Source organism: Pantoea sp. DY-15, assembly GCF_019795935.1.
Lineage (GTDB): Bacteria > Pseudomonadota > Gammaproteobacteria > Enterobacterales > Enterobacteriaceae > Pantoea > Pantoea leporis.
The window spans coordinates 946,968-961,887 of record NZ_JAIMIF010000001.1 but is presented as its reverse complement, the minus strand read 5'-3'; the positions used below and the strand labels follow the sequence as shown (position 1 = coordinate 961,887).

At 55.8% G+C, this 14,920-nt stretch carries 17 protein-coding genes; 7 read left to right on the top strand and 10 right to left on the bottom strand.

The window, feature by feature from the left end; translation table 11 throughout:
* Nucleotides 1–41 precede the first annotated feature (41 nt).
* A complete protein-coding gene (locus tag K5Y32_RS04675; RefSeq protein ID WP_222181917.1) occupies nucleotides 42–923 on the top strand; it encodes a LysR family transcriptional regulator in 882 nt (293 codons plus the stop codon).
* Between the two features lie 99 nt (nucleotides 924–1,022).
* The gene (gene gstA / locus K5Y32_RS04670) at nucleotides 1,023–1,628 is read left to right on the top strand and encodes a glutathione transferase GstA (protein WP_222182893.1); all 606 of its coding nucleotides are present in this window, start codon (nucleotides 1,023–1,025) and stop codon (nucleotides 1,626–1,628) included.
* Between the two features lie 70 nt (nucleotides 1,629–1,698).
* On the opposite strand, the gene pdxY is transcribed toward gstA, so the two are convergent.
* The 5 genes from pdxY to anmK all read right to left on the bottom strand — a co-directional run bounded on the left by pdxY (nucleotide 1,699) and on the right by anmK (nucleotide 6,166).
* On the bottom strand, nucleotides 1,699–2,559 hold the full coding sequence (pdxY, locus tag K5Y32_RS04665; protein WP_222181916.1) for a pyridoxal kinase PdxY: 861 nt from the start codon (nucleotides 2,557–2,559) through the stop codon (nucleotides 1,699–1,701).
* Between the two features lie 56 nt (nucleotides 2,560–2,615).
* Complete coding sequence (gene tyrS, locus K5Y32_RS04660; protein WP_222181915.1) at nucleotides 2,616–3,890, bottom strand: tyrosine--tRNA ligase; 1,275 nt, start codon at nucleotides 3,888–3,890, stop codon at nucleotides 2,616–2,618.
* A gap of 138 nt (nucleotides 3,891–4,028) precedes the next feature.
* Nucleotides 4,029–4,685: a pyridoxamine 5'-phosphate oxidase gene (gene pdxH / locus K5Y32_RS04655; RefSeq protein ID WP_222181914.1), complete on the bottom strand. Its 657-nt coding sequence runs from the start codon at nucleotides 4,683–4,685 to the stop codon at nucleotides 4,029–4,031.
* 20 nt (nucleotides 4,686–4,705) lie between these two features.
* Complete coding sequence (locus tag K5Y32_RS04650; protein WP_222181913.1) at nucleotides 4,706–5,035, bottom strand: MliC family protein; 330 nt, start codon at nucleotides 5,033–5,035, stop codon at nucleotides 4,706–4,708.
* Nucleotides 5,036–5,044: 9 nt separating this feature from the next.
* Nucleotides 5,045–6,166 (bottom strand): anhydro-N-acetylmuramic acid kinase, encoded by a 1,122-nt coding sequence (anmK, locus tag K5Y32_RS04645; RefSeq protein WP_222181912.1) that lies wholly within the window; start codon nucleotides 6,164–6,166, stop codon nucleotides 5,045–5,047.
* 275 nt (nucleotides 6,167–6,441) lie between these two features.
* On the opposite strand from anmK, the gene slyB reads away from it, so the two are divergent.
* A complete protein-coding gene (gene slyB / locus K5Y32_RS04640) occupies nucleotides 6,442–6,909 on the top strand; it encodes an outer membrane lipoprotein SlyB (RefSeq protein WP_008110282.1) in 468 nt (155 codons plus the stop codon).
* Between the two features lie 40 nt (nucleotides 6,910–6,949).
* On the opposite strand, the gene slyA is transcribed toward slyB, so the two are convergent.
* On the bottom strand, nucleotides 6,950–7,387 hold the full coding sequence (gene slyA, locus K5Y32_RS04635; RefSeq protein WP_007892783.1) for a transcriptional regulator SlyA: 438 nt from the start codon (nucleotides 7,385–7,387) through the stop codon (nucleotides 6,950–6,952).
* Between the two features lie 151 nt (nucleotides 7,388–7,538).
* Between slyA and K5Y32_RS04630 the strand changes: the two genes are divergently transcribed.
* From K5Y32_RS04630 to K5Y32_RS04620, 3 genes are read left to right on the top strand one after another with little or no spacing between them, the layout of a single operon-like run.
* Complete coding sequence (locus K5Y32_RS04630; RefSeq protein ID WP_008110284.1) at nucleotides 7,539–7,775, top strand: DUF1656 domain-containing protein; 237 nt, start codon at nucleotides 7,539–7,541, stop codon at nucleotides 7,773–7,775.
* Nucleotides 7,776–7,781: 6 nt separating this feature from the next.
* Nucleotides 7,782–8,639, top strand: a complete 858-nt coding sequence (locus K5Y32_RS04625) for an HlyD family secretion protein (RefSeq protein WP_176971537.1) — start codon at nucleotides 7,782–7,784, stop codon at nucleotides 8,637–8,639.
* Between the two features lie 7 nt (nucleotides 8,640–8,646).
* Nucleotides 8,647–10,647: an FUSC family protein gene (locus K5Y32_RS04620; protein WP_222181911.1), complete on the top strand. Its 2,001-nt coding sequence runs from the start codon at nucleotides 8,647–8,649 to the stop codon at nucleotides 10,645–10,647.
* Here K5Y32_RS04620 and K5Y32_RS04615 read toward each other — a convergent pair whose 3' ends face one another.
* From K5Y32_RS04615 to K5Y32_RS04600, 4 genes are all read right to left on the bottom strand, one after another.
* The gene (locus tag K5Y32_RS04615; RefSeq protein WP_222181910.1) at nucleotides 10,648–11,115 is read right to left on the bottom strand and encodes a hypothetical protein; all 468 of its coding nucleotides are present in this window, start codon (nucleotides 11,113–11,115) and stop codon (nucleotides 10,648–10,650) included.
* A 130-nt stretch (nucleotides 11,116–11,245) separates the two neighbouring features.
* Nucleotides 11,246–11,764, bottom strand: a complete 519-nt coding sequence (gene sodC, locus K5Y32_RS04610; protein WP_222181909.1) for a superoxide dismutase family protein — start codon at nucleotides 11,762–11,764, stop codon at nucleotides 11,246–11,248.
* Between the two features lie 80 nt (nucleotides 11,765–11,844).
* Nucleotides 11,845–12,741 carry an aldo/keto reductase family oxidoreductase gene (locus K5Y32_RS04605; RefSeq protein WP_137385685.1) on the bottom strand — a complete coding sequence of 299 codons (897 nt, stop codon included), beginning with the start codon at nucleotides 12,739–12,741 and terminating at the stop codon, nucleotides 11,845–11,847.
* 71 nt (nucleotides 12,742–12,812) lie between these two features.
* Complete coding sequence (locus K5Y32_RS04600) at nucleotides 12,813–13,052, bottom strand: DUF1289 domain-containing protein (RefSeq protein WP_008110296.1); 240 nt, start codon at nucleotides 13,050–13,052, stop codon at nucleotides 12,813–12,815.
* Between the two features lie 228 nt (nucleotides 13,053–13,280).
* On the opposite strand from K5Y32_RS04600, the gene eptA reads away from it, so the two are divergent.
* Nucleotides 13,281–14,918 carry a phosphoethanolamine transferase EptA gene (gene eptA, locus K5Y32_RS04595; RefSeq protein WP_222181908.1) on the top strand — a complete coding sequence of 546 codons (1,638 nt, stop codon included), beginning with the start codon at nucleotides 13,281–13,283 and terminating at the stop codon, nucleotides 14,916–14,918.
* Nucleotides 14,919–14,920 lie beyond the last annotated feature (2 nt).

The following is a 14,920-nucleotide window of genomic DNA, read 5'->3' as shown; positions in this document are numbered from 1 at the left end:
CTTCATGATGTCGGCTCACTGTTAATCAACGTGGAAGAAGCATGGACAGGTTTGATGAGCTTGAGGTGTTTGTCGCGGTTATCCAGCAAGGCAGTTTGGCTGGTGCCGCGCGTTTGTTACAGCGATCGCCACCGGTGATCACTCGCACTCTTAATACCCTCGAAGCCCGTCTCGCCATCACCCTGATTGAACGCACCACGCGTCAGCTGGCACCCACCGAAGCCGGCTGGCAGCTGTTTGAGCAGGCACAACGCGTACTAAGCGATTATCAGCGCGCCATCGACAGCGCTCACCATAGCGGCCTGCATGGCTTGCTGCGTTTAACCGCGCCGGTGCAGTTTGGTCGTCGCCACGTCATGCCTTTAGTGAATGCCTTCCTGCAACAGCATGCGGAGATGCAGATTGAAGTGGTGCTCAGCGACACCTATCAGGATCTGATTGAAAACGGCCTCGATATCGCATTACGCATTGGTGAACTGCAGGACTCTTCGATGGTGGCGCGTCAGGTTGGCACGGTGCGTTCAACGCTGATTGCCAGCCCCGACTATCTGCATCAGGCTGGCACGCCTCTTCATCCCGCTGAACTGACTCAACATGCGTTAGTGACCAGCCTGCGCCATACGCGTGAGTGGCGCTTCGCTCACGACCTGCGCGTGCGCATTACGCCGCGTCTGCGGGTTAATGATGTGGAGAGCCAGCTGGAAGCGCTGCGCAGCGCACACGGCATTGGACGGCTGCTGTCGTATCAGGTTCTCGACGATATCCACAGCGGGAAACTGCTGCGTTTACTGCCTGAATGGGAACCGGCGCCGCTGCCGGTGCAGTTAGTCACCCAGCGCGTGAAGAATATGACGCCTAAAGTGCGGCAATTTTGGGATTTTGCGCTCGAAAAGCTGCCGTTACTGCCATGCTTTGCTGAATAAACCTGAATGGTGACCACAATTCCTGATCGCAGTCACGGGTAAAAATCCCTGGCAGACTTATGCTGCTTCGATCACCACAACACTCAAGGAGAAGCCATGATGAAACTCTATTGTAAGCCCGGTGCCTGTTCGCTATCACCGCATATTGTCGCGCTGGAATGCGGACTCGACTTCACCCAGGTGAACGTGGACCTGCAGAAGAAAGTGACCGAGCAGGGAGAAGATTACTGGCAGATTAACCCGAAAGGACAAGTGCCGGCGCTGCAGTTTGACGATGGCAGCATCCTGACCGAAGGTGTGGCGATTGTGCAGTATCTGGCGGATCTCAAGCCGGATCGCAACCTGCTGGCACCAACCGGTAGCCTGACGCGCTATCACACGCTGGAGTGGCTGAGTTTTGTCAGCAGCGAACTGCACAAGGGTTTCAGCCCGCTGTTCCGTCCTGATACGCCGGAAGAGTACAAAACCATTGCGCGTGCGCAACTGGAGAAAAAGTATCATCATGTGAATGAGGCGTTGCAGGATAAACAGTGGTTGCTGGGATTGCGCTTTACCGTTGCCGATGTCTATCTGTTCGTGGTGACGCGCTGGGCTAAAGCCATCAAGCTGGATTTAGCGGGACTGGATGCGCTGGACGCCTGGTTTAATCGGGTTGCGGAGCGCCCAGCGGTGCAAGCGGCTTTGAAGGCGGAAGGTTTGGTTTAATCCTGTCGTAGGGTCGCCATTAATGGCGACCTCAATTACAGGTGCGCATTAATGCGCACCCTACGGGAATTTACAGCTTTTCTGCCGCGAAATGCTGCGTCGGCTTGGCAATCGCATCCTGCGCGGCCACCAACTGCAATTCGTACTCGCCCATTTCGTGGGTTTTCAGCATCACTTCATAAACCGCCGCGGTGATGTGCTCGAGCGCATCCTGCAGCGACTTGCCGTGCAGCAGATCGACCAGCAGCAGACCGCTGGTGAGATCGCCCACGCCAACCGGCTGACGCACGCCAAAGTCCACCAGCGGACGGCTGATGTGCCAGCACTCATCGGCGGTTACCAGCAGCATCTCAAAGCGGTCGCTGCGACGTCCGGCACGCGCCAGATGCTTCACCAGCACCACTTTTGGGCCTTTGCTAATCAGTTCACGCGCGGCAACCACCGCTTGCTCCACGTTGGCCACTTCATGGCCGCTGAGCATCTCCAGCTCCAGCAGGTTTGGGGCAATGATGTCACTGGCAGGCAACGCCATTTTGCAGTGAAACTCCGCCACGCCCGGCGCCACGATGCAGCCTTTTTCCGGATGGCCCATCACCGGATCGCAGAAGTACCACGCGTTTGGATTGGCTTCTTTCACCAGACGCACGATCTCCAGAATCTGTTCGCCCTGCTCCGCCGATCCCAAATAGCCACTCAACACCGCATCACAGGTCTTCAGGCGGTCAACCGCCGCAATGCCTTTAACGATGTCGGTCAAATGCGTGGCGGGCATCACGGTGCCGGTCCAGTGTCCATATTGGGTGTGATTAGAAAATTGCACGGTATTCAGCGGCCAAACGTTTGCGCCCATGCGGCGCATCGGGAATTCGGCAGCGCTGTTACCGGCGTGTCCGTAAACAACGTGAGATTGAATTGCGAGAATATTTTTCATTTTGCCCTGTACTGCTGTCTTGCCATAAAAAAGGGCCGGAAGCCGGCCCTGAACGCTTACTGCCAGTTAATCAGGCAGTAATGTTTTTTACCGCGACGCAACAACGTGAAACGTCCAAACAGTTTATCGCTGTCGCTGAAACGGTACTCCGCATCTGACTGTTTTTCGCCATTCAGCGATACCGCGTTAGAACCGATCATGGTGCGCGCCTGGCCGCGTGATGGCACCAGCTCAGCCGCCACCAGCGCCTGCTGCAAATCGTCTTCTGCCGTCAGCGTGATGGTTGGCATGCCGTCCTGCGCCAGCTGCTCGAAGTCCGCTTCGGTCATCGCGCTCAGGCTGCCGGAGAACAGGCTCTCGGTGATGCGTTTTGCCGCAGTTAAGCCGCTTTCGCCGTGCACCAGACGCGTCACCTGCTCAGCCAGCACGTATTGCGCGCGTGGCGCTGCGCCGCTGTTTTTGTCTTCTTCTTCCAGCGCATTGATCTCTTCAATGCTCATGAAGGTGAAGAACTTCAGGAAGCGATATACGTCGGCATCCGCAGTGTTGATCCAGAACTGGTAGAACTTGTATGGACTGGTTTTCTTCGCATCCAGCCACACTGCGCCACCTTCGGTTTTACCGAACTTGGTGCCGTCAGACTTGGTGATCAGCGGTACGGTCAAGCCCCACGCCTGCTGCTGATGCAAACGACGCGTCAGATCGATACCGGAGGTGATGTTGCCCCACTGATCGGAACCGCCAATCTGTAGCACCACATCGTGACGCTTGTTCAGCTCCGCAAAGTCATAACCCTGCAGCAGGTTGTAGGAGAACTCGGTGTAAGAGATGCCCTGATCTTCGCGGTTCAGACGCTGTTTCACCGCTTCGCGGTTGATCATCTGATTCACAGAGAAGTGCTTACCGATGTCGCGCAGGAAGGTCAGCACGTTCATGCCGCCAAACCAATCGTAGTTGTTCGCGGCAATCGCGCTGTTGTCGCCGCAATCGAAGCTGAGGAAAGGCGCAACCTGGTTGCGGATCTTATCCACCCACTCGCCAACGGTTTCAGCGGTGTTAAGTTTACGTTCTGCTGCTTTAAAGCTGGGATCGCCAATCAGACCGGTGGCACCACCCACCAGCGCGACCGGCTTGTGTCCGGCATCCTGAAAACGTTTCAGGCAGAGCAGCGGCACCAGATGGCCCAAATGCAAGCTATCAGCGGTAGGATCGAAGCCGCAATAGAGTGCAATTGGCCCTTGCGCCAGTCGCTCTGCTAACGCTTCTTCATCCGTTACCTGGGCGACTAAGCCCCTTTCTTGCAATTGTTGTATCAGGTTACTGCTGGTCATCACTGACTCCAAATTGATCAGACTGCACCTAGGCTGGTACACAGCTTTCCGCTGACGTGCGGAGACGAAAAAAAGAGGGCTATAGCATAAAGCGCTGACGCCAACTGCGCCAGCATTGAAAGGGGATAAAACGCAGTTTTACGGGGCTAATCGGTCAATCGACCAGCCATTGTCATTACGCTGGTAGAGGAAGCGATCGTGCAGGCGATGTTCGCCGCCCTGCCAGAACTCCACGGTGTGAAATTTAACGCGGTAGCCGCCCCAGAAACTCGGCAGCGGCACGTCGCCCTGCTGGAATTTCTGTTTGAGTTCGAGGAATTTGCCTTCCAGCACGCCGCGCGCCGAGATGCGGCTTGATTGCTTCGACACCCATGCGCCAATCTGGCTATCACGCGGGCGGCTGCTGAAGTACTTCAGCACCTCCAGCGGCGACAGTTTTTCCACTTCGCCCAGCACCATCACCTGACGCTCAAGGAAGTGCCACGGAAAGTGCAGCGAGATACGCGGATTCTCTGCCAGCTGCAGCGCCTTGCGGCTGCCGAGGTTGGTATAGAACACCATGCCTTGCTCGTCGTAATGCTTCAGCAGCACGATGCGCTGATAAGGCTGGCCGCTGCTGTCAACGGTGGCAACCGTCATCGCAGTCGGATCCGGCAGTTGGGCGGTGCAGGCCTGCTGCAGCCACTGCTCAAACAGCGCCAAAGGGTTATCGGGCAGATCTTTACGTCGCAGCCCGCCGCGGGTGTATTCACGACGCAGATGGGCAATATGTTGCAAGCTGTCACTGTCGCTCATGCTGTTTCTCTTTCTCACGTTTACTGAACGGAGGTATCCGCGTTCTGCAATTCACAATCATTAATCACGATTTTGTTATTACGTTCAACAAAAGCGCCATTGCCTTTTGACCAGAAGACGTAAGTGCCGTCGCTGTAGCGCGCGCCAGAGGCCGACACCGTTTGTGCCAACGTAAGTGGCTTACCGTCCAGAATAAAGCTCACCTGCTGCTTCGCGTTATCCTGAGTGACCGTCAGCGGCAAAGTCCCGCACTGATAGCGCAGCTGTTGCGGCGTCTCTTCCTGCTTATGCATCATGCCGCAGCCACTTAATAGCGCCACGCTGCTCAGTATCATCATTATTTTTTTCATCTTTACCTCTTAACGACCAGGTCGGGGGTTGGCCGGATAAATTGCGCCCAATACGCTCATGTCCCGCGCGCCCGTTACCGCTGGCAGGTTGCCCGGTAATCCATTTACTGTGCGAAACGCCAGCCAGGCAAAGGCCAGCGCTTCCATATCATCACCGCTAATGCCCGCTTCGTCGGTGGTACCAACTTCAGTTCCCGACAAATGCGTGGCTAGCCGCGCCATCAGCAGCGGATTTCGGCTGCCTCCCCCGCAAACCAACAGACGATCGCAACCGTCGTTGAGCTGCACCTGCTGCGCGATGGTTAACGCCGTCAGCTCGGTCAGCGTGGCCTGCACATCCTGTGGTGGCAGCGCCGGGAAACGCTGCAACTGCTGCTCGATCCAGCTGAGATTGAAATATTCGCGCCCGGTGCTTTTTGGCGGCGGCAGGGCAAACCACGGATCGCTCAGCATCAACTCCAGCAGCGCTGGAACCACCTGACCGCTGCGCGCCCAGGCGGCATCTTTGTCGTACGGCAAACCTTTATTACGCCAAATCCACGCATCGATCAGCATATTGCCCGGCCCGGTATCAAAACCGCGTACCGGCTGGCCGGGGATCAGCAGTGAAAGATTGGCGATGCCGCCGATGTTCAGCACCATGCGGCGCTCGACGCTGTCCATCAACAGCGCCTGATGGAAGGCTGGCACCAGCGGCGCGCCCTGCCCGCCGAGCGCCATATCGCGGCGACGAAAATCTCCAATCACTGTGACGCCGGTTGCCGCCGCGATCTGGTTGTTATCGCCAATTTGCAGCGTATTCGGCGCATCACTTTGCGGCTCATGCCACACTGTTTGTCCGTGGCAGCCAATCGCCATAATGTCGCTGGCCTCCAGCGACTGCTGGTGCATCAGGGTTAAAACCGCCTCGGCGAACAGCTTGCCCAGCAGCGTGTCCAGTTGCCCGAGCTGCGACAGCGTCAAGGTTTGTCCCTGACAAATGGCCAGCACCTGCTGGCGTAATTCCTGCGGGATGGGGTGACAATAGCTGGCCTGCTGCGCCACCATTTGCCCATCAATGGCCGCCAGTACCACGTCCACGCCATCAAGGCTGGTGCCGGACATCACGCCAATATAGCGTCCTGATTTCATAGCGGTTCACTCCCTTAACATCGTCTGGCTTAAGCCTGGCAAATTACCGGGTCTAATTCTATGATAAAATTCCGCTTTTCAGCGTCACTGCACAGTGCATTGCAGCTCAGAAATATTTTCGTTGGGTAATTGAATTTTTGTTGAGGGACGATGGTCTATGCTTCGCCCCAGCCGCGTTTTATACGGACTTAGCGTCATTTGCCAGTTTTCTGTCTTATACTCTGTGCAGTACAGGATGAGAAACATGGCGTTATTTTGCATTAAGGAGCGTTCTGATGATTAAGCGTTTTGTAGCCGTGGCATTGACCGGCTTAACTCTGGCAGGTTGTGCCAACGACAGCACCCTTTCCGGTGACGTTTACAGCGCCAGCGAAGCTAAACAAGTACAAAGTGTTTCCTATGGCACGCTGGTTTCTGTTCGTCCGGTGAAAATCCAGGGCGGCGATGAAAACAACGTGATTGGCGCAATTGGTGGTGCGGTACTGGGCGGTTTCCTCGGTAACACCATTGGCGGCGGCAGCGGTCGCAGTCTGGCAACCGCTGGCGGTGCGGTACTCGGTGGCGTAGCCGGTCAGGGCGTTCAGGGTGCGGTCAACAAATCTGACGGTGTCGAGCTGGAAATCCGCAAGGATGATGGCAACACCATCATGGTGGTGCAGAAGCAAGCGGCCACTCGTTACTCGGTTGGCCAGCGCGTCGTGATGGCGTCAAACGGCAGCCAGGTTACCGTTTCGCCACGTTAAGCGAACAGATAAAAAAAACCGACGCCTGGCGTCGGTTTTTTTATTTCTCGCGGTTATGAAACTCGAGAATGTTTTTTTCCAGCCGCGCAATCAGCGTCACCATCTGATTGATTTCTTCCAGGCTGATGCCGGAAAGGATGTCATCGCGCGTGGCATCAATCACATTCTCAACCTGCTCAATAATCGGCTCGGCCTGCTTAGTCAGCTTGATGCGCTTAGCGCGGCGATCGTTGGCGCAGGTGGCGCGGGTGATCAATCCCTTCTCTTCCAGCTGATCCAGGGTGCGCACCAGCGAAGGCTGCTCAATGCCGATCGCTTTTGCCAGCTGAATCTGTGACTGCTCTGGCGGGAGTTGATGAATATTGTGTAACGTCACCCAGTGTGTTTGTGTCAACTCAAGCGGTTTCAAGCGCTGATCGATTAACGCGCGCCAAATGCGCACCAGACGAGACAGATCGGTTCCCAAGGGCGTATCCATTGCATCTCCTTATAATTAGCTTGCTAGCTATTAAGCCAGATTTTACACTATTCTGCGAGTTTACCTGGCAAATTACAAATACCAGGCCTGCATATACGCTTGCCGTCTACGCTCTATTTAGATGATTCCCGGTCAAAAAGGATGATGACACGTGTCCCTAACCGCTTTTTCCCCCAGCGCCCCGCTTACCGACCTGGTGTTCGGTGCGTCGCTGTTTTTCCCGCCGCTGTTTAAAGCGGTGTTACTCGGTTTCTTTTTCTGGTTGTTGATTCACCCGCTGATACGCGGCTGGATCTACTCCGGCGATGTCTGGCATCCCACCTTAATGGACCTTTCCCTGTTTGTGCTGTGCGTCGCTGGCGCATTGTGGTTACTGAGCCTCGGATAAATCACTATGAAATTCAACCCTTTTAAGTATTTTTCAACTCTGGTGATCTTTGCGCTGGCCCTGCTTGCCGGATGGTGGATGTGGAATTACTACATGCAATCGCCATGGACGCGTGACGGCAAAGTGCGCGCCGAGCTGGTGGATATCACGCCCGAAGTGTCCGGTCGCATCATCGCTCTGCAAGTGCGCGACAATCAGTTCGTGCATAAAGGCGACGTGCTGCTGAAGCTCGATCCAGTTCCGTGGCAAATTGCGCAGGCCAACGCCGAAGCCCAACTGGCCAAAGCGCAGGCCGATCTGGCGAAAGCGCAACATGAAGCCAATCGCCGCGCCAGCCTGCCGCGCAACGTTATTTCAGCGGAAGATATGGACGCAGCGCGCTTAACCGCCAATGCCGCGGCATCAACGGCGAAAGCGGCGCAGGCCAGCCTTGATCAGGCACGCTGGAATCTCGATCAAACCACCATCACCGCGCCCACCGATGGCTGGATCAGCAACCTGACGCTGCGCACCGGCAACTACGCCAGCGCCGGTACGCCGCTGTTTGCGCTGGTCGACAGCCACTCTTATTACGTGATGGGCTATTTCGAAGAGACCAAGCTGCGCCATATTCAGCCCGGCGCGGCCGCGCAAATTGTGTTGTACAGCAACGGCGCGCATTTGCAGGGCACGGTGGAGAGTATCGGACGCGCCATTTATGACCAAAGCGTCGCCAGCGATGGCGGGCTGGTGCCGGATATCAAGCCTAATGTGCCGTGGGTGCGCCTTGCGCAGCGCGTGCCGGTGCGTATTCGCTTAGATGCGTTGCCGGAAGGCGTGCCGCTGGTGGCGGGCACCACCTGCACCATCTCCATCGCTCACTGAGGTTGTGATGAATTTTCAGTGGCTGGCGTGGCAAAATCTGCCGTGGATAAAAGCAAGTTGGGGCGAGTGGCGCTACGCGCTGCGTAATGGCATCGCGATGTGTCTCGCCTTGACCATCGCCTATGCACTGCAACTCGATGAACCTTACTGGGCCATGACCTCGGCGGCGGTGGTGAGTTTTCCCACCGTCGGCGGTGCCATCAGTAAAAGTTTGGGGCGCATCGTCGGCAGTTTGCTCGGTGCCAGCGCCGCGCTGCTGATCGCCGGACACACGCTGAACGAACCCTGGCTGTTTGCCTTTTTCATGGCCGGGTGGCTGGCGTTCTGTACCTGGATCGCCAATCACTACCAAAATAACGTGGCCTACGCGTTTTCGCTGGCGGGATATACCGCCGCTATCATCGCCTTTAGCAGCGTCAACATCACCGATGTCACTCAGCTGTGGGATATCGCCCAGGCGCGCGTGTGCGAAGTGATCTCCGGCATCCTGTGTGCCGGATTGATGATGATGATTCTGCCCAGCACCTCAGATGGCAACGCGCTGATGAGTTCACTGCGTCAGATGCACGCGCGTTTGCTGGATCATGCGGTGTTATTACTGCAGCAAGGCAGCACTGATAACGTGCGCACCGCCCATGAGAATGTCATTAGCCAGATTCTCACCATGAATCTGCTGCGCATTCAGGCGTTCTGGAGCCACTATCGCTTCCGCCGCCAGAACAACGTGCTGAACTATGTACTGCACCAGCAGCTGCGTCTCACCAGCGTACTCTCCAGCCTGCGCCGCATGTTGCTGAACTGGCCCGACGCGCCACCCGAACTTTACGACGCCATGGCCAAACTGTTGCAGGAACTGGCGCAGCCGCAGTGCGACAAATACCGTTTGGCGCTGATTCTGCGTGGCATCACGCCATCAGCAACCGGTGATTACCGTCAACGCGCCTTCGTCCAGCGACTGCGTTATTTCTGCTGGGTGTATCTCAATGTGAATCGCTGGATTCGCCTGATTGAACGCGCCGATGCCGATACCCGTTTTCAGCCGCCGTATGCGCCCTCGCTGGCGCGCGAAAGCGACAGTGCTGAAGCCGGCTGGAGCGCGCTGCGCACCTTTAGCGTCATCATGCTGGGCTGCGCCTTTTGGATCACCACGCAATGGGATTCCGGTGCCGCCGCCCTGACGCTTACCGCCATCGCCTGCGTGCTTTACTCCTCCGCTCCCTCGCCCAGTGGCAGCGTCTCGCTGTTGCTGAAAACCTTGCTGTGGCTGTCACTGTTTAGTTTTGTGCTGCAGTTCGGTTTGATGGTGCAAATCAGCGCGCTGTGGCAGTTTTTACTGGTGCTGTTCCCGCTGCTGCTCACCTTGCAGTTGTTCAAACTGCAGCAGAAGAAACGTGCCGGGATGTGGGGGCAATTCATTGTTTTTATGGGATCCTTTATCGCCGTCACCAATCCGCCGGACTGGGATTATCAAAGCTTCCTCAATGACAATATCGCCAAGGTGTGCGGCGTACTGCTGGCGTGGCTGGCGTTTCAGGTGCTGCGTCCCAGTTCCGATGCGCGTCGCAGTCGTCGGCATATTCGTGCCCTGCGCCATGCGTTTCTCGACCAGCTCCGCCGTCATCCGCGCCTGAGTGAAAGCCACTTTGAATCGCAAATTTATCATCACATCAGTCAGCTCAGTAACAGTCGTGACGAGCGAGCGCGCGTCTGGCTGCTGCGCTGGGGCGTGGTGTTGCTGAACTGTTCCCACATTGTCTGGCAGCTGCGCGAATGGCAGCCGACGTCGGCTACGCTCGGGCAAATGCGTGATAGCAGCCTGCAGGATCTGCAACGGATTGTGAGTCTGCGCGGCGTGCATCACACGGCGCTGCAGGCCGCGCTGGATGAGCTGGAAACCCTGATTGAGCAACTGCAGCAGCAACAGGAGAGCGAAGCCAATACGCTGGCGGGCATTTTGTGGCGCCTGCGCTGCTCACTCGCCCAGTTAGCGCAGGCGGTGCCGGATTGATTACTGACAATATTGCGTGGTTTGGCGATTAAAATCGTCCTGCAACTGATGCAGTGATTTCTGTCCTTCAAAGCGGGTTTTATCCTGATCGGACATCGGTTCAATCACCAGCGCCTTCTCCTCTGAAGAGTAGATAAAGCGGCGATACAAAGTGGTGCCGGTGAAACTTTTGCCCTGAATGCCGCCGCACACCACCGTCATCGCATGACGATAAGTTTCGCTGTGGGTGAAGTTGGTTTCGGTGGCGCTGCGCAGGACATTTTCGCAGCCGTTAGCTTCGAGCCGATGAAGTGTGTGCTGTGTCAGCCATTCACGGCCGCGCGCAATCTTCTCACAGCCGATGCGCAGCGGATTGGTATCGATGGTGCGTTGCAGTTGTCGACTGGCATCTAAACGCAGCTGTGTGTCGTTGGGTTGATCGCATCCCACCAGCAATAAACATAACAACATCATCCCACGCGCTTTCATTCCTGCCCCTGAAGGTTTTATTCCTGAATCAATATCATAGGACGGAAAAAGCGCTGAGAGTAGCAAGAAAATGGGTCAACTTTTTTCAGCGTGAGGAAATTGGGGCGACAAGCTGCTGCCGCCCAAAGCATTAAATTACGCCGCAGGCAAAACGCGCCCCGCCGCCGCCAAGCGGTTGCGGATGGTCGGCATGATTATCGCCGCCCACATGCACCATTAAGGCTTTACCTTTGATTTCACTCAGGGATTTGATGCGTGGCGCAACCACCGGATAGGTCGCCTTGCCATCTTCGGTTACAAACAGCGCGGGTAAGTCGCCAAGGTGACCATCGGCATACGGACCAAGATGCTTGCCGGTTTTTTGCGGATCGAGATGTCCGCCCGCCGCACCGGCCGCCACCGTTTTACCGTCCGACTCGCCCGGTTCACAGCTGCCTTTAGCATGGACGTGGAAACCATGAATGCCGGGTTTCAGGCCGCTTAACGCTGGGGTAAATTGCACACCGTATGGCGTTTCGCTAAGCGTGACGGTGCCAATCGCTGTCCCGATGCCTTGCGCCGTGGTTTCATGCAGCGTGACTTCTTCTGACGCCGCCTGCGCACCCGCGGCGCAGGCCAGAGCCAGCATAACAATGAGGGTTTTCTTCATAACGTCTCCTTACGGTTAGATTCCCTCTAAGCCTGGACTGCTTTCATCCAGGCTGCCGTAATTTGACGCAGCTTTACGCTTTAGGGCACATCGTAGCCGATGGCGGCTTTACGGATGCGGAACCATTGCTGGCGATCCAGCGTCAATTGGCACGCGCCAACCGCCTCTTTAACACGTTCGATTTTACCTGATCCAATAATCGGCAGCGGACGGCTTGGCAGTTTCATCACCCATGCATACACCACTTGCTCGATATTGCTGGCGCCGATCTCCTGCTTCACCTGCTCCAGCTCATCGCGCAGCGGCTGATAATGCGGATCGTTAAACAGGCGACCGCCGCCGAGGCATGACCACGCCATCGGGCGAATGCGATTTTGCTGGCACTGGTCAAGCGAGCCATCCAGCAGCGACGTTTGTTCCAGCGGAGAGATCTCCAGTTGATTGGTGACCAGACTGAACGGCAAACGCGATTGCAGCAGCGTGAACTGCGAGGCGGTGAAGTTGGAGACGCCAAAATGGCGTACTTTGCCGCTCTGATGCAGCGCCGTAAAGGCTTCGGCAATCTCATCCGCGTCCATCAACGGATCCGGGCGATGAATCAATAGCAAATCGAGGTAATCGGTATGGAAATGGCGCAGCGAATTTTCGGCGCTGTGCAGAATGTGGCTGGCTTCGGTGATGTAGTGACCAATACGGTGTTCAGGCTTTGCGCGCGTCGCAATGCCGCATTTGGTGACGATTTGCAGCTTCTCACGTAACCCTGGCGCGAGGCGCAGCGCGGCACCAAAGGCGGCTTCACATTGGTAATCGCCGTAGATGTCGGCGTGATCGACGGTGGTGATGCCCAGCGCTAAATGGTGCTCAATAAACTGCACCACTTGCTGCGGCGTCATGCCCCACTCCATTAAACGCCAGTAACCGGCGATCAGCGGTGAAAATGAGGGTCCCTGCGGTGCAATAGCCTGCGCTTGTAACATGGTTAAACTCCCTAAACACGGTTCCAGATGACGAAAGCGGGAGTATAACGGAAAGGCAAATCATCGTTTTCTTAAAACAGTTCCGGTTGTTGTGGATCATGATCTTCATCCACTTTTTGCTGCCGCTGCAGGCGCAAAAAGCGTTGCCGGCACAAGCGCAGCACATCGCGCTTTTGCGCATCGCTGAATTTCATCCAGTTAAAGCGCTCTTCCCGGCTGCGTAAACAGCCACGACAATAGCCACGCGCGTCGCTCTGGCAAATGCCGCGACACGGGCTGGGAACGGGGAAGAACTCAAGTTGCTCGGCCACATCCACTCCGCAATTAACATCTCATATCACATTGATAACAGCTTAATGACATTGTGCAAAGCGTAGACGCCGATTGCGCATAATCAAGCCATTACGGCGTCTGGTTACGCCTGTTTACCAAATAGCCAGCATTTACAGAATTTGGATGGTTTATGTTTACTCTTGGTTAAGGTTTTCCTCAGCTTGTCTTCATACGATTGTCACACGACTTCTTACCGTTGAGTTTTCATGAGATTCCCGACCACCCTGCAGTGCGGCACCAGCGGATTTAACCTTATTGCTGCGCTGTTCTTCGCACTAGTTTTAAATGCCCTGTTCTTGCTGCGTGCCTGGGAAATGATTCCTTACGATCATCCCCACGATTATCTGTTCGCCGCCAGTATTCCACTGGTGCTGGCCTCGGCTTTCTATTTTATTTTCTCGCTTGCTGCCTGGCCTTATCTGCGCAAGCCGTTGCTGATCGTGCTGGTGTTCGTCAGCGCCGCCGCCAATTACTTCATGCACAGTTTTGGCACGGTGATCGACACCAATATGATGCAAAACGTCTTTGAATCTGACCCGCAGGAAGCCTCAGCGTTGTTCAGCAGCCGCTATCTACTCTGGATGCTGTTGATGGGGATGGTGCCGGTGGCGCTGATTTGCGGCGTGCGTATTCGTCGTGGACCGCGCTGGTGGTGGAATCTGCTGCAACGCCTGACGGGCGCACTGGGCGCAATATTGGTGATACTGCTGATGGCGGCGCTGTTTTACAAAGATTACGCCTCGCTGATTCGCAATAATAAAAACCTGATCAAGATGATTACCCCGGCCAATATCGTCAGCGGTACCGGCCACTATGTCGATCAACGTTATCTGCAAGGTAGCCAGGCGCTGGTGAAAATCGGTGAAGATGCGCATAAAGGTCCGTTCATCTCCGCAGCAACCCGTAAAACGCTGGTGGTGTTAGTGGTGGGCGAAACGGCGCGCGCCGAGAACTTCTCGTTGGGCGGTTACGCGCGAGAGACCAATCCAGAACTGAAAAAACAGCAGGTGATTTACTATCCCAACGCCAGTTCCTGTGGCACAGAAACCGCTATTTCCGTGCCCTGTATGTTCTCCAATATGCCCCGCGTGCATTACGACGCCAATCTGGCGCACCATCAGGAAGGCGTACTCGACATCCTTGCCCATGCGGGCGTGAGCGTACTGTGGCGCGAAAATGATGGCGGCTGCAAAGGCGCCTGTGACCGCGTGCCGCACACCGATATGACGCAGTGGAAACTGCCGCAATATTGTCATGATGGTTTTTGCCAGGATGATGTGTTGCTGCATCGTTTTGATAACTATGTTGCCAGCCTGCACAACGACGGCATTATCGTGCTGCATCAGATGGGCAGCCACGGCCCAGCCTATTATCAGCGCTATCCGGCTGAGTTCCGCCGTTTCACGCCCACTTGTGACAGCAAGCAGATCCAGGATTGCGATCATCAGGCGCTGGTGAATACCTACGATAATTCGCTGCTATATACCGACGACATGCTGAGTCGCACCATCGATAAGCTTAAAGGCCTGAGTGATCGCTTTAATGTGGCGCTGGTTTATCTCTCCGATCACGGCGAATCGCTTGGCGAGCGCGGGATGTATCTGCACGGCGCGCCTTACCTGTTTGCGCCTGCGCAGCAAACACACATTCCGCTGCTGATGTGGATGTCACCGGGATACGCGGCGGCGAACCACATCAATGAAGCCTGTTTGCGCCAGCAAGCCGCCGACGTCAGGGTTTCACAAGATAATCTTTTCCATACGGTTTTAGGCATGTTCAATATCCAGACGCAGCAGTATCAGCCACAGCTGGACATGATCAGATCGTGCCAAACTGCCGCCTGAGG